Source organism: Kitasatospora sp. NPDC092039, from assembly GCF_044756065.1.
Lineage (GTDB): Bacteria > Actinomycetota > Actinomycetes > Streptomycetales > Streptomycetaceae > Kitasatospora.
The window spans coordinates 18,712-32,567 of record NZ_JBIVSD010000034.1 but is presented as its reverse complement, the minus strand read 5'-3'; the positions used below and the strand labels follow the sequence as shown (position 1 = coordinate 32,567).

The 13,856-nt window shown below is 73.0% G+C and carries 11 protein-coding genes; 5 read left to right on the top strand and 6 right to left on the bottom strand.

Going from position 1 to position 13,856, the window contains the following annotated elements:
• Positions 1-166 precede the first annotated feature (166 nt).
• The 3 genes from ACIQI7_RS37465 to ACIQI7_RS37455 all read right to left on the bottom strand — a co-directional run bounded on the left by ACIQI7_RS37465 (position 167) and on the right by ACIQI7_RS37455 (position 2,597).
• Positions 167-967: a hypothetical protein gene (locus tag ACIQI7_RS37465; protein WP_401118922.1), complete on the bottom strand. Its 801-nt coding sequence runs from the start codon at positions 965-967 to the stop codon at positions 167-169.
• Positions 964-1,494, bottom strand: coding sequence for a SigE family RNA polymerase sigma factor (locus ACIQI7_RS37460; protein ID WP_401118920.1), 531 nt, complete (start codon positions 1,492-1,494; stop codon positions 964-966). The genes ACIQI7_RS37465 and ACIQI7_RS37460 overlap by 4 nt, the downstream gene beginning before the upstream one ends.
• Before the next feature lie 131 nt (positions 1,495-1,625).
• Positions 1,626-2,597 carry an expansin EXLX1 family cellulose-binding protein gene (locus ACIQI7_RS37455; protein ID WP_401118918.1) on the bottom strand — a complete coding sequence of 324 codons (972 nt, stop codon included), beginning with the start codon at positions 2,595-2,597 and terminating at the stop codon, positions 1,626-1,628.
• 701 nt (positions 2,598-3,298) lie between these two features.
• Between ACIQI7_RS37455 and ACIQI7_RS37450 the strand changes: the two genes are divergently transcribed.
• Complete coding sequence (locus ACIQI7_RS37450) at positions 3,299-3,901, top strand: carbonic anhydrase (protein WP_387747995.1); 603 nt, start codon at positions 3,299-3,301, stop codon at positions 3,899-3,901.
• Positions 3,902-4,033: 132 nt separating this feature from the next.
• Positions 4,034-5,521 (top strand): SulP family inorganic anion transporter, encoded by a 1,488-nt coding sequence (locus ACIQI7_RS37445; protein WP_401118915.1) that lies wholly within the window; start codon positions 4,034-4,036, stop codon positions 5,519-5,521.
• Between the two features lie 163 nt (positions 5,522-5,684).
• Here ACIQI7_RS37445 and mmsB read toward each other — a convergent pair whose 3' ends face one another.
• The 3 genes from mmsB to chvE all read right to left on the bottom strand — a co-directional run bounded on the left by mmsB (position 5,685) and on the right by chvE (position 9,659).
• Positions 5,685-6,920 (bottom strand): multiple monosaccharide ABC transporter permease, encoded by a 1,236-nt coding sequence (gene mmsB, locus ACIQI7_RS37440; protein ID WP_401118912.1) that lies wholly within the window; start codon positions 6,918-6,920, stop codon positions 5,685-5,687.
• 3 nt (positions 6,921-6,923) lie between these two features.
• Positions 6,924-8,471, bottom strand: a complete 1,548-nt coding sequence (gene mmsA, locus ACIQI7_RS37435; RefSeq protein WP_401118910.1) for a multiple monosaccharide ABC transporter ATP-binding protein — start codon at positions 8,469-8,471, stop codon at positions 6,924-6,926.
• 93 nt (positions 8,472-8,564) lie between these two features.
• Positions 8,565-9,659: a multiple monosaccharide ABC transporter substrate-binding protein gene (gene chvE, locus ACIQI7_RS37430; RefSeq protein WP_401118908.1), complete on the bottom strand. Its 1,095-nt coding sequence runs from the start codon at positions 9,657-9,659 to the stop codon at positions 8,565-8,567.
• Positions 9,660-10,158: 499 nt separating this feature from the next.
• On the opposite strand from chvE, the gene ACIQI7_RS37425 reads away from it, so the two are divergent.
• From ACIQI7_RS37425 to ACIQI7_RS37415, 3 genes are all read left to right on the top strand, one after another.
• A complete protein-coding gene (locus ACIQI7_RS37425; RefSeq protein ID WP_401118967.1) occupies positions 10,159-11,148 on the top strand; it encodes a LacI family DNA-binding transcriptional regulator in 990 nt (329 codons plus the stop codon).
• Between the two features lie 339 nt (positions 11,149-11,487).
• Entirely contained in the window at positions 11,488-13,188 is a 1,701-nt protein-coding gene (locus ACIQI7_RS37420; protein WP_401118905.1) for a ribulokinase, read from the top strand.
• Positions 13,185-13,853 carry an L-ribulose-5-phosphate 4-epimerase gene (locus ACIQI7_RS37415; RefSeq protein WP_401118902.1) on the top strand — a complete coding sequence of 223 codons (669 nt, stop codon included), beginning with the start codon at positions 13,185-13,187 and terminating at the stop codon, positions 13,851-13,853. Before ACIQI7_RS37420 ends, ACIQI7_RS37415 begins: the two co-directional genes overlap by 4 nt.
• The last annotated feature ends 3 nt before the right edge of the window (positions 13,854-13,856 follow it).

The following is a 13,856-nucleotide window of genomic DNA, read 5'->3' as shown; positions in this document are numbered from 1 at the left end:
CGCGGGGGGGCCCCGCCCCGCCGGCCGGGGGGGGGCGCCGGGGGGTGCCCGGGCGCCCGTCAACCGCCGCGGGGGGGGGCCCCCCGCCCCCGCGGGCGGCCGCCCCGGTCGTATCCCCGAAGGAGTCCGGCGTCCGGCCCCGTCCAGGGGAGGGGCCGTCGAGCCTTCACCGGCCCGGGGAGAAGCCCCCCGAGACCGACGCGGGGCCGCCCGCGGACCGGGCGTCCACGCGGTAGCCGTCGTTCGCCGAGCCGCGCACGCCGGTGGCGTGGTTGTACTGGCCGGCGAACTCGTGCTGCCCGGGCGGAACGGTACGGCCCGGCTTGAGCACCCAGCGGTAGACCAGCGCGCCGCCGGTCTCCTGGACGGTGACGGTGAAGTCGTCGGCCGGCAGGGTCCGCCAGTTGCCGGTGTCGCGCACGTCGCCGGTCTGTGCGACGCGCAGTTCGACGGTGAGCGAGGTGAGCGGCTGGGTGGTCCTGAGGGTGAGGTTGCTCTGGGCCCAGTAGACGGTGCTGTGCGGGTCGATCGACCCCTCCGACCAGAGCGGACCGTTCTGGGGCCGGCCGCTCGCCGACGGGGTCGGTCGGGGGCCGGTCGGGGTGCCGGCGGGCGGCGCGAAGGTCGCGGGCGCCGGTGCCGGGGCGGCGGGCGGGGGAGCGGACCGGGTCGGCGTCGGTGTCGGCGTGAGCGTCGGCGAGGGGTCGGCCGGTGCGGTGGTGGCGGCGCCCGACGGCTGCGGGGTCCAGGAGCCGATGCCGGCCACGGCGAGTCCGCCGGTGGCCAGGGCGCCGACGGCGGCGAGGCCCGCGAGCGCGACCCTCGGCCACGACCGCAGGCCCGACCGGGCGCGGTGGCGGACGGCGGGACCGGCCGTGCCGCGCTGCACGCGGGCCAGCATCCGGGCGCGGTCGGGCCGGTGCTCCTCGGCGGCCTCGCGCAGCTGCCGGGCGATGTGCTCGTTCACCGGTTCCTCCTCCCTGTCGTCAGTTCGCCGACCGCTCCCGCGCCGAGCGCTCTCTCCAGCTCGGCCATCCCCTTCGAGGTCTGGCTCTTCACCGTACCGACCGATATGCCGAGCGCCGCGGCGGTGTCCTTCTCCGAGAGGTCGAAGGCGTGCCGCAGCACCACGCACGCCCGCTTGCGGAACGGCAGCCGGGCGAGCGCCGCACGGACGTCCAGCACGGCCGCGACGTCCGGTCCGTCGGTCCGGTCGGGGCTGCGGGTCCAGAACAGCAGGATCCGGCGCCGTTCGCGGACCGCGCTGCGGATCCGCTCCCGGGCCATGTTGGCGACCACCCCGCGGGCGTAGGCGATCGGGTGGTCGGCCGCGCGGACCCGGTCCCAGCGCTGCCAGAGCGCGACCAGGGCGTCCGCGGCGAGGTCGTCGGCCGCGTCCGCCCCGCCGGTCAGGAGGTGGGCGAGACGGGCGAGTTCGGCGTGGTGGCGCTCGAAGAAGTCGTGGAATTCCGCGGACGTGTCATCGAGGAGCATGTCCCCCGGTCGCCCTCTCCCTGCATTGTGAACGTTAACAATCGGCGTGAGCCTAGCAGTGCCCGCCTCCCGGGCGGGGCGGGGCCCGGCCTGGAGGGGCACGGTCGACGGCCGACGGGCGGGCGGGGCGGTCAATGCCGGGTGAACTGGACGGGGGTCGGCTGGACGACGTCCGGCTTCACCGCGATCCCGTCGACGGTCAGCTGCTCCCCGTAGACGTCGGTGACCCTGATGGTTCCGCCGCACCCGCCGCCGTCGGGGGAGAGGAAGTAGTTGTAGTCGGTGCGCGACAACCGCCGCCAGCCGGTGCCGGTCCGGACCTCCAGCGCGGCCACCGGGTTCCGGTGGCCGATCACCTGGATCCCGCACCACCACTGGGTGGACCCCGTCTTGTACCGGACCGACATGGTGTCCGGCGCCGTGCCCGGGCTCAGCAGCGTCCAGGTGATCGGGAGCCGCCCCACCGAGAGCTCGGCGAGCCTGCCGAAGGCCTCGTGGCTCAGGTCGAGCTGCCCGGGTGCGCAGGGCAGCGGGCACTCGTTGACGATCCGCACCGTGATGCTCGCCCCGCCGGCGGCGCGGACCAGCACGTACGCCCCGCAGGCAGCGGACGTCTCGTAGTCGGTGTGGTTCATCGCCGCGACCATGAGGTCGCCGGACGGGCCGAACGAACAGGCGCCGTTGCCGTCGGTCGCGTCGTAGGAGGTGGCGACGCCGGGGTAGCTCGTCCCCGGCTTGATCCGCCCGGCCAGGGAAGCGGTGGACGGCACCGCGCGGGCGCTGCCGGTGGCGGCCGGGGCCGACGGGGCGGCGGTGGCGGCCGACGCCCGCGCCGTGGGCGTGGACGTGGGCGTCGGTGGCGCCGAGGCCGACGGGGAGCCGGCGGCCGAGGGCGAGGGGGCGGCGGCCGACGACGGCGGCGCCGAGGGCGCGGCAGGGGCCGGGGTGTCGCCGGGCCCGGGTGGCGTGCTCGCCTCGGTGGCCGCGACGGCGGCGGCCGGTCGCGCGGCGTCGGTGCCGGGACCGCTCCCGTTCCCCGGAAGGAGCGCGAGAGCCAGGCACACCAGCACCCCGACGGCCACCAGTGCCACCGGAATCCCCACGACCAGTCCCTGCCTCCGCCGCGCCCGCGGGTCGGCGTGCTTCGTTGCCCTCATGCCCATCCAGTTCGGTAGATCGAGTCGGCGTTGCACCCCTCAGTGGCCGCCGGAGCGGGAAAGGTTGCCGGTCCGGCGCGGGTTTTTCGGGCCGGACCGCGGGCGGGGGCGTGACGGCTCCGCCGCCCGTCCGCGCGCCGGCCGCGACCGCCCGCGGTGGGTTCCGTCTCGTTCACGGGGGCTGCTCCTTGCTTCGGCCCCGCCGCCGTGCACCCGCCCGGGAGCGGACGGGGTGCACGGTGCGGTCGGCGGTCGGACCGGACGGTCCGTCGGGGTTCCGCCCTCGGTGTCGCCCGTCGGTTGCCGCCGTCGCGGTGGAGGTTGCCGTTCGTCCGGAAGTTCTTCGACCGGAGCGGCGGCCGCGGGCGCGTGACCGGTGGCGGCTTTCCGGAGCGGAAGGCTCCAGGCCGTTCGAGGCAACAGGATGTTAACGAGATCGACCCATATTGCGCCCGGAATGCGTCTTTACTCTTCCCATGGCCGTGCTTTACTCATTCTTGACGCGTCATCAGGTCGCCGCGGCGGCACCGACGACGACGCGGCCCAGTGGCGTGCCGACGCACCTTTCCGAGGCACCGTTCCGAGGCACCGCCCCGTCCATCGCTCCTCCGGCCGTAACCGCCGGGGCCACGAAGGAGGCACACCCCATGGATCCGCTCATCGATCGGGCCCGCGCCTTTCCGCAGCGCGCCGGCGACACCGGCCGGGAACTCACCGGCCTGGCCGCCGGCCAGGCACCCCAGGCCCTCTTCATCACCTGCTCGGACTCGCGCGTGGTGCCCGCCCTGATCACCAACGCCGACCCCGGTGACCTCTTCGAGCTCCGCACCGCGGGCAACATCGTCCCCGCCTACCGGGCCGACCGCGCCTCGGGCGAGACCGCCACCATCGAGTACGCCGTCGAGGTGCTCGGCGTCCGCGACATCGTGGTGTGCGGCCACTCGCACTGCGGCGCCGTCGGCGCCGTGGTCCGCGGCGAGGACCTCAGCGTCGTCCCCGCCGTCCGTGCCTGGCTGCGCCAGGCCGACCCGGCCGAGCTCGGCGCGGACGGGCCGGACGTGTTCGATCCGACGGTCGCCGGGCCGGTGCAGCGCCACGTCCTGGCCCAGCTGGACCGGCTGCGCGGCTACCCGGCCGTGGCCCGGCGGCTGGAGGAGGGCGCGATCCGGCTGCACGGCTGGTTCTACGAGATCCACACCGGGCTGGTGCTCGCCCACCGGCCCGACGCCGGCCTCTTCCTGCCCCTCTGAAGCCACCGCGGACCGGGGTGCCCCGCCGGTGGACGCGGACACCCCTCCCCGCCCCGCGCACCGCGGCGCCGCCGCCACTGCCACCGCCCTCCGGACCGACACCGTCCGCACCGCTACTCTCCCGAGGACCCGATGACCCGTCGTCCCGCCCTTCGGCTGAGCACTCTGCGCTCTGACCTCCCCGCTTCCGTCGTCGTCTTCCTGGTCGCGCTCCCGCTGTGCGTGGGCGTCGCCGTCGCCTCCGGCGTGCCGGCCGAACTCGGCCTGATCACCGGCATCGTGGGCGGCGTGGTGACCGGGCTGATGCCCGGCAGCAGCCTCCAGGTGTCCGGCCCCGCCGCCGGCCTGACCGTGCTGGTCTTCGCCGCCGTCCAGGAACACGGCCTCGCCACCCTGGGCGTCGTCACGGCCCTGGCCGGTCTGCTCCAACTCGCCATGGGCGCGGCCCGGCTGGGCCGGCTGTTCCGGGCGATATCCGTCTCCGTCGTCCAGGGGATGCTGGCCGGGATCGGCCTCGTCCTGATCGCCGGACAGCTCTACGCCCTGGCCGACGGCAAGGCACCGGCCGACGGCCTGGCCAAACTGGCCGGCCTCCCGGGCCTGGCCGCCGACGTCGCCGGGAGCCCGCACGCCCTCGCCGCCGCGGCGATCGGCGCCGGGACGGTGGCGGTGCTGCTGCTCTGGCCGCGGTTGCCCGCGAAGGTCCGGACGGTGCCCGCGCCGCTCGCCGCCGTCGCCGCCGCGACGGCCGCCACCGCCCTGTTCGACCTGCCCGTCGCCCGGGTCCGGGTGGCCGGCCTCGCCGGGGTGGTCCACCTGCCCGGCGCCTCCGACCTCGCGGCGCTCGGCAGCGTCGGCGTCCTCGGTACGGCGCTCGCGTTCGCGCTGATCGCCTCCGCCGAGAGCCTGTTCAGCGCCGCGGCCGTCGACCGCCTGCACGACGGCCCGCGGACCGACTACGACCGCGAACTGCTCGCCCAGGGCGTCGGCAACACCGTCTGCGGATTCCTCGGCGCGCTCCCGATGACCGCCGTGATCGTGCGCAGCGCCGCCAACGTGCAGGCCGGCGCCCGCACCAAGGCCTCCCGGGTGCTGCACGGACTGTGGCTGCTGCTCTTCGCCGCACTGTTCCCGGCCGCGCTCTCCGCCATCCCGCTCGCCGCCCTGGCCGGCGTGCTGGTGCACGCCGGCGCCAAGCTGGTCCCGCTCCGCACGCTGCGCCCGCTGTGGCGGGCCGACCGCGGGGAGGCGGCGATCCTGGCGGTCACCGCGCTGGCCATCGTGGTGACCAACCTGCTGGAGGGCGTGCTGCTCGGTCTGCTCCTCGCGGTGCTCAAGAGCGCCTGGGACACCTCGCACCTGCAGATCGCCGTGACCGATCCGGGCGACGGCGCCGTCCGGGTGACCCTGCACGGCAACGCCACCTTCCTCCGGCTGCCCCGGCTGCTGGAGACCCTGGAGTCCCTGGAGGGGCTGCCCGCGGACCGCCCGGTCAGGCTCGACCTCTCCGGCCTGCGCCACCTCGACCACGCCTGCCGCAGCGCCCTGGACCTGTGGCAGGAGCGCCACAACCGCAGCGGCTCCGCCGAGTTGGTCGGGTCCCCGGCCGCGGCGGTCTGACCGGAGGCCGTCCTCCGGCGTGCGGGCGGGCCGTCCGGTGGTCCGTGACTGCGGACAGCCGGACAGCCGGACAGCCGGACAGCCGGACGGGCGGGGCCGGGGCGGTGAGCGCGTCTCACCACCCCGGCCCCGCCCGCGTTCCCGGGCCGGCCGGCCCGGCCGGTCAGGAACCGGCGCGGCGCTTGTTGTAGACGTCGAATCCGACGGCCGCGAGCAGCACCAGGCCCTTGATGACCTGCTGGTAGTCGGTGCCGACGCCGACCAGGGACATGCCGTTGTTCAGCACGCCGAGCACCAGGCCGCCGATGATGGCGCCGAGGACGGTGCCCACGCCGCCGCTGGCGGAGGCGCCGCCGATGAAGGCGGCGGCGATGGCCTCCAGTTCGAAGTTGATGCCGGCCTGCGGGGTGCCGGCGTTGAGGCGCGCGGCGAAGACCAGTCCGGCGAGCGCCGCGAGGACGCCCATGTTGGTGAAGGCGAGGAAGACGACCCGCTTGCTCTTCACCCCGGACAGCTTGGCCGCGGCCTCGTTGCCCCCGATGGCGTAGGTGTGCCGTCCGATGATCGAGTTGCGCATCAGGTAGCCGAAGCCGACCAGCAGGGCGCCGAGGATCAGCAGGACGATCGGCACGCCGTGGTAGCTGGCCAGCAGCAGGGTGAACGCGACCACGGCCGCGGTGATCACGGCGAGCTTGGCCAGGAACAGCCCGAGCGGGAGCGGCTCCATCCCGTACGAGGCGGTCTGGCGCCGCCCGCGCAGCTCCTGGAGGACCGCGACGGCCAGCACCGCGAGGCCCAGCAGCAGGGTGAGGTTGTGGTAGTCGGTGTGCGGTCCGACCTCGGGGAGGAAGCCGCTGCTGATGCTCTGGAAGCCCTTGGGGAACGGGGCGACCGACTGGCCCTGGAGCAGGATCTGGGTGCCGCCGCGGAACAGCAGCATGCCCGCCAGGGTGACGATGAAGGACGGGATCCCGAGGTAGGCGATCCAGAAGCCCTGCCAGGCGCCGGCGAGGGCGCCGATCACCAGCGCGGCCAGCACCGCCACCGGCCACGGCAGGTGCTGCTTGACCATCATCACCGCGGCGGCGGCCCCGACGAAGGCGGCCAGGGAGCCGACCGAGAGGTCGATGTGCCCGGCGATGATGACGATCATCATCCCGATCGCCAGGATGAGGATGTAGCCGTTCTGCTGGATCAGGTTGGTGATGTTGAGCGGCTGGAGGAGGATGCCGTCCGTCCAGATCTGGAACAGCAGGACGATCAGCGCGAGCGCGACCAGCATGCCGTACTGGCGCACGTTGCCGCGCAGCGCGCCGGCCAGGGCGGAGCCGATGGAGGGGCTCGGGCCGGACTGCGGCGCCTTCGGGGACGAATCCGGGATGATCTCGGTCTGGGCCATGCCTCACACCTGCTCGTTGCTGGATGCGGCGCTCATGGTCATGAGCCGCATGAGGGATTCCTGGGTGGCGTCGGCACGGGCGACCTCGCCGGTGATCCGGCCTTCGGCCATGGTGTAGATCCGGTCGCACAGCCCCAGGAGTTCGGGGAGTTCGGACGAGATGACGAGGACCGCCTTGCCCTGCGCGGCCAGCTCGGCGATGACCGTGTAGATCTCCGCCTTGGCGCCGATGTCGATGCCGCGGGTGGGCTCGTCGAGGATCAGCACCTCCGGCTCGGCGAAGATCCACTTGCTGAGGACGACCTTCTGCTGGTTGCCGCCGCTGAGCGTGCCGGTCCGGGTGAACACCGTCGGGGCCTTGATGTTCATGGTCCGCCGGAACGATTCGGCGACCTTGGCCTCCTCGTGCCGGTCGACCCGGCCGTACCGGGCGACCTTGCCGAGCGCGCTCATCGAGATGTTCCGGCTGATGTCGTCGATGAGGTTCAGCCCGAGGTGCTTGCGGTCCTCGGTGACGTAGGCGAGGCCGTGCCCGATCGCTTCCGGCACCGTCCGGGTGCGGATCTCGCGGCCGTGCAGCCGCACCCGGCCGGACGCCCACCGCCCGTACGAGCGGCCGAAGATGCTCATCGCGAGCTCCGTGCGGCCGGCGCCCATCAGTCCGGCGATGCCGACGATCTCACCGCGCCGCACGTTCAGCGAGGCGCCGTCCACCACCATGCGCTGCTGGTCGAGCGGGTGCCGGACGCTCCAGTCCTCGACCTCGAAGGCGACCTCCCCGATCTCGGGGGTGCGCTCCGGGTAGCGGTGCTCCAGGTCGCGGCCGACCATGCCGCGGATGATCCGGTCCTCGGAGATGCCCTCGGGGCCGATCGCGAGGGTCTCGATGGTCCGCCCGTCGCGCAGGATGGTGACGGAGTCGGCGACCCGGGCGATCTCGTTCAGCTTGTGCGAGATGATGATGCAGGAGATGCCCTGCGCCTTGAGTTCGAGGATCAGGTCGAGCAGCTTGCGGCTGTCCTCGTCGTTCAGCGAGGCCGTCGGCTCGTCCAGGATGAGCAGCTTGACCTTCTTGGCCAGCGCCTTGGCGATCTCGACCAGCTGCTGCTTGCCCACCCCGAGGTCGGCGATCCGGGTGTGCGGATTCTCGTCGAGGCCGACCTGGCGGAGCAGTTCGGCGGCGTGGGTGAGCGTGCGCTGCCAGCTGATGATGCCCCGGGCGGCGTGCTCGTTGCCGAGGAAGACGTTCTCGGCGATGGACAGGTACGGCACCAGCGCCAGTTCCTGGTGGATGATGACGATGCCGCGCTGCTCGCTGGCCCGGATGTCCCTGAACCGGCAGGGCTCGCCCTCGAAGAGGATCTCGCCCTCGTAGGCGCCGTGCGGGTAGACACCGCTGAGCACCTTCATCAGGGTGGACTTGCCGGCGCCGTTCTCGCCGCAGATGGCGTGCACCTCTCCGGCGGCGACGCTCAGGTTGACCTCGGAGAGCGCTTTGACGCCGGGGAACGACTTGCTGATCGACCGCATTTCGAGAACGGGTCCAGCCATGGGTGTGCGTCCGTATCGTTCGGGGCGGTGCGGGCCGGTCTCGGGGCGCCGCACCGCCGGTTCGGCAAGGGCCCGTCCGCCGGGCCCCGCGGGCTACTTGAGCTGGTCCGCGGTGTACTGGCCGCTGTCGACCAGGATCTTCTGGTAGTTGTCCTTGTCGACGCTGACCGGCTGGAGCAGCTGGGCCGGGACGGTCTTGACGCCGTTGTCGTACTGGCTGGTGTCGTTGACCTCGGGCTTGCCGCCGGTCAGCACCGCGTCACCCATCTGGACGGCGGCCTTGGCCAGTTGGCGGGTGTCCTTGTAGACGGTCTGGGTCTGCTCGCCCGCGATGATCGACTTCACCGAGGCCAGCTCGCCGTCCTGGCCCGTGACGACGGGCAGCGACTTGGCGGTGCCGTAGCCGACGCCCTTGAGGGAGGAGAGGATGCCGATCGAGATGCCGTCGTACGGCGAGAGCACGGCGTCGACGTGGGCGGAGGTGTAGGCCTTGCTCAGCAGGTTGTCCATCCGGGACTGGGCGACTCCGCCGTCCCAGCGCAGCGTGGCGACCTGGTTGAACTCGGTCTGGCCGCTCTGGACGACCAGCTTCTTCTCGTCGAGGTACGGCTTGAGGACGCTCATGGCGCCGTTGAAGAAGAAGGTGGCGTTGTTGTCGTCCGGCGAGCCGGCGAACAGCTCGATGTTGAACGGCCCCTTGCCGTCCTTGAGCCCGAGCTTGTCGGCGATGTAGCTGCCCTGGAGGACGCCGACCTTGTAGTTGTCGAAGGTCGCGTAGTAGTCGACGTTCTGGGTGCCCTTGATCAGCCGGTCGTAGGAGATCACCGGGATGTGGGCGTCGGCGGCCTTCTGCAGCACGTTGGTGAGGGAGGCGCCGTCGATGGCGGCGATCACCAGGAGCTTGGCGCCCTTGGTGATCATGTTCTCCACCTGGGAGACCTGGTTCTCCACCACGTTGTCGCCGTACTGCAGGTCGGTCTTGTAGCCCTTGGCCTGGAACTCCTTGACCATGTTGGTGCCGTCGTTGATCCAGCGCTCGGACGACTTGGTGGGCATCGCGATGCCCACCAGACCGCCCTTGGCGTCCCCCTTGGCGGGGCCGTCGCCGGCGCCGTTGGCGCTCTGGCCGCAGGCCGCCAGTGAGAGCACCAGGCCCGCGGCGACCAGACCCGCCGAAATCTTCCGCACAGTTCCTCCAGTGGTGTTCCGCGACCGGCGCAGCGCGTCCCCTGACTGGGCGGGCTGGGAGCGGTCGAGCGGGGCCGGCCGGGAATGGTCCCTCGGGGCTGTGGGGCATCGGGGTTACGGTCACCCTGGCCTGGCGTGACATGAGTGTTAACGCTCACAACGGTGGCGTCAAGAGGCGTCGGATCACCATTGGGTCGCGGTGTTCCGCCGGCCGTCCCGAGCGGGGCGCGCACCTGCCGACCGCGCCGGGTGCCGGACCGCCCACCGGCCACCGCCGCCCCACGGGTGATCCCGGTATTCACCTTCGCGGTGCGGCTGTGAACGTTAACTTGGCAATGTCGGCAGATGTGAGCGCCCCGCCCGGCTGGTATGAAGAAGCCGCCGGTCGGACCGAGGGTGACGGATTGGCCCGGACCAGGTCGCGTACTGTGGTCCGCAGCCGAGGAGGGAACTGCGAGTGGGAACCGATAGCACCGGGACGGAATCGCGCCAGCCCGTGATGGCGGACGTGGCGAAACTGGCGGGGGTGTCCCACCAGACGGTGTCCCGGGTGCTCAACGGCGCCCCGCACGTGCGGCCCGACACCCGGGACCGGGTACTGGCGGCCATACGGGAGCTCGACTACCGGCCCAACTCCGCCGCCCGCGCGCTCGTCACCCGACGCTCGCAGACCCTCGGGGTGGTCAGCTTCGACTCGACCCTGTACGGCCCCGCGTCGATGCTGGACGGCATCGAGCAGGCCGCGCGCAGCGCCGGGTACTTCGTCAGCGTGACCAGCCTGCGTTCGCTTGACGGCCGTTCGGTCCAGGAGGCCGTCGACCGGCTGCGTGACCAGGGCGTGGAGGGCGTCGTGGTGATCGCGCCGCAGATCTCCGCGGTCAGCGCGGTGGCCCGGCTCTCCAGCTCGGTGCCGCTGGTCGCGGTGGGTTCGGGCAACCAGACCCAGGTGCCCATGGTGTCGGTGGGCAACCGCTACGGTGCCGGAGAGGCCACCAGGCATCTGCTCGACCTGGGCCACCGCACCGTGCACCACGTGGCGGGACCGGTCAACTGGCTGGAGAGCCAGGACCGGGAGGAGGGGTGGCGCTCCACGCTGGAGGCGGCCGGAGCCCCGGTGCCCGAGGTCGAGCGCGGCGACTGGAGCGCCCGCTCGGGCTACCAGGCGGGGCTGCGGATCGCCGAACTGCCCGAGATCACCGCCGTGTTCTGCGCGAACGACCACATGGCCCTCGGCCTGCTGCGGGCCCTGCACGAGGCCGGCCGGTCGGTCCCGGACGAGATCAGCGTGGTCGGCTTCGACGACATCCCGGAGGCGGCCTACTTCATCCCGCCGCTGACCACCGTGCGGCAGGACTTCGGCGAACTCGGCCGGCGGGCCCTGGAGCTGCTCGTCGGGGAGCTGGAGGCGGCCACGCCTTCGCCGGCCCATCTGCAGATCTCCCCGGAGCTGGTGCTGCGGCGCAGCGCCGGGCCGGCGGCCGGGCGCTGAACCGGTAGCGCCGGTCCGGTCCGCGGCGCGCCCGCCTCCGGAAACCCCGACCCGGGCGGGTTCCGTTCGTGCGGGCTCCGGCCTCGCCGGCATCCCTTGACAGCCACTTTGTTAGCGCTAACAATCTGCCTGAGCGTTCACAACAACGCCCCTTCCGCTCCGTCGGCCGGGCCGCCGTCATCCCGCTTCCGGGTCGCCCGGCCGACGGCTACACGTTCCGCCCTTCAGAGGGAGAGGTAGCGGAACGAAGCCTGTCGCCGGTGCGTGCCGCCCTGCCCCGGCCGACGACCGCACCGGCGACAGGCGCCAACACAGCTCTCCCGTACGAAGGATGAGAAAGTGACCGTGATCCCTGTCGCCGCCCCCGAGCCGGACCGGTACGTCGTCGGCGTCGACTTCGGCACCCTTTCCGGCCGCGCCGTGGTGGTCCGCGTCCGGGACGGCGAGGAGCTGGGCACCGCCGTCCACGACTACCCGCACGCCGTGATCGAGCGCGAACTGCCCGGCAGCGGGCGGCCGCTGCCGCCCGACTGGGCGCTCCAGCACCCGGCCGACTGGCGCGAGGTGCTGCGCACCGCCGTCCCGGCGGCGCTCGCCGCCGCTGGCGTCGACCCGGCGCACGTCATCGGGATCGCCACCGACTTCACCGCCTGCACCGTCCTGCCGGTGCTCGCCGACGGCACCCCGCTCGCCGAGACCTCCGCGTGGGCGAGCCGCCCGCACGCCTGGCCCAAGCTCTGGAAGCACCACGCCGCCCAGGGCCAGGCGGACCGGATCAACGCCCTGGCCCACGCCCGGGGCGAGAAGTGGATCTCCCGCTACGGCGGGCGGATCTCCGCCGAGTGGCAGTACGCCAAGGCGCTGCAGGTCCTGGAGGAGGACCCGGCCGTCTACGCCGCGACCACCCGCTGGATCGAGGCCGCCGACTGGATCGTCTGGCAGCTCACCGGCGCCGAGAGCCGCAACACCTGCACCGCCGGCTACAAGGGCATCCACCAGGACGGGAGTTACCCGAGCGAGGACTACCTCGCCGCGCTCCACCCCGACTTCGCCGACTTCGCCCGCACCCGCCTGGAGCACCCGCTCTCCCCGCTCGGCTCCCGGGTCGGCCCGCTCACCGCGCGGGCCGCGCAGTGGACCGGGCTCCCGGAGGGCATCGCGGTCGCCGCCGGGAACGTCGACGCCCACGTCGCCGCCCCGGCCGCCCGCGCCGTCGAGAACGGCCGGCTCCTCGCCATCATGGGCACGTCCACCTGCCACGTGGTCAACGGCGCGACACTGGCCGACGTCCCCGGCATGTGCGGCGTGGTCCAGGACGGCATCGTCGCCGGCTCCTACGGCTACGAGGCCGGCCAGAGCGCCGTCGGCGACATCTTCGCCTGGTGGCTGCGCCAGGGCCTGCCCGCCGACTACCTGGCCGAAGCCGAGCAGACCGGCGAGGACCCGCACCAGCTGCTGACCCGCAAGGCCGCCGCCCAACCCGTCGGCGCGCACGGCCTGGTGGCGCTCGACTGGATGAACGGCAACCGCTCCACCCTGGTCGACCACCACCTCTCCGGGGTGATCGCCGGCCTCACCCTCGCCACCCGCCCCGAGGAGGTCTACCGGGCGCTGCTGGAGGCCACCGCCTACGGCACCCGCGTCATCGTGGAGGCCCTGGAGCAGGGCGGCGTGCCCGTCACCGAGTTCATCGTCACCGGCGGGCTGAAGAAGAACGCCCTGCTGATGCAGATCTACGCCGACGTGCTGCGCCGCCCGGTCTCGGTCGCCGAGTCCGAGCAGGGCCCCGCGCTCGGCTCGGCGATCCACGCCGCCGTCGCCGCCGGGGCGTACCCGGACGTCCGGACCGCGTCCGAGGCCATGGGCCGGGTGCACCGGGGCGCCTACCAGCCCGACCCGGCCGCCGCCGACACGTACGACCTGCTCTTCGCCGAGTACCGCGCCCTGCACGACCACTTCGGACTCGGCGCCGACAAGCTCCTGCACCGCCTGCGCGACATCCGCAACGCCGCCCTCACCACCCCGAGCGAGGATTCGTGAACGCGTCCCTTGACCTCATCCGCCGCCAGGTCAGCGACCTCCACCAGGAACTGGTCCGCTACGGCCTGGTCGTCTGGACCGCCGGCAACGTCTCCGCCCGCGTCCCCGGCGAGGACCTGTTGGTGATCAAGCCCAGCGGCGTCTCCTACGACGAGCTGACGCCGCAGAACATGATCGTCTGCGACCTCGACGGCAACGTCGTGGAGGGCGAGCACGCCCCCTCCTCCGACACCGCCGCGCACGCCTACGTCTACCGCCACCTGCCCGAGGTCGGGGGAGTGGTACACACCCACTCCACCTACGCCTGCGCCTGGGCCGCCCGCGGCGAGGCCGTCCCCTGCGTCCTCACCGCGATGGCCGACGAGTTCGGCGCCGAGATCCCGGTCGGCCCGTTCGCCCTGATCGGCGACGACTCGATCGGCCGCGGCATCGTGGACACCCTCAAGGGCCACCGCTCGCCCGCCGTCCTGATGAAGAGCCACGGCGTCTTCACCATCGGCAAGGACGCCAAGGCCGCCGTCAAGGCCGCCGTGATGTGCGAGGACGTGGCCCGCACCGTGCACATCTCCCGTCAGCTCGGCGAGCCCCTGCCGATCGCCCAGGCCGACATCGACAGCCTCAACTTCCGCTACCAGAACGTCTACGGCCAGCCCCAGGCCCGGTGAGGA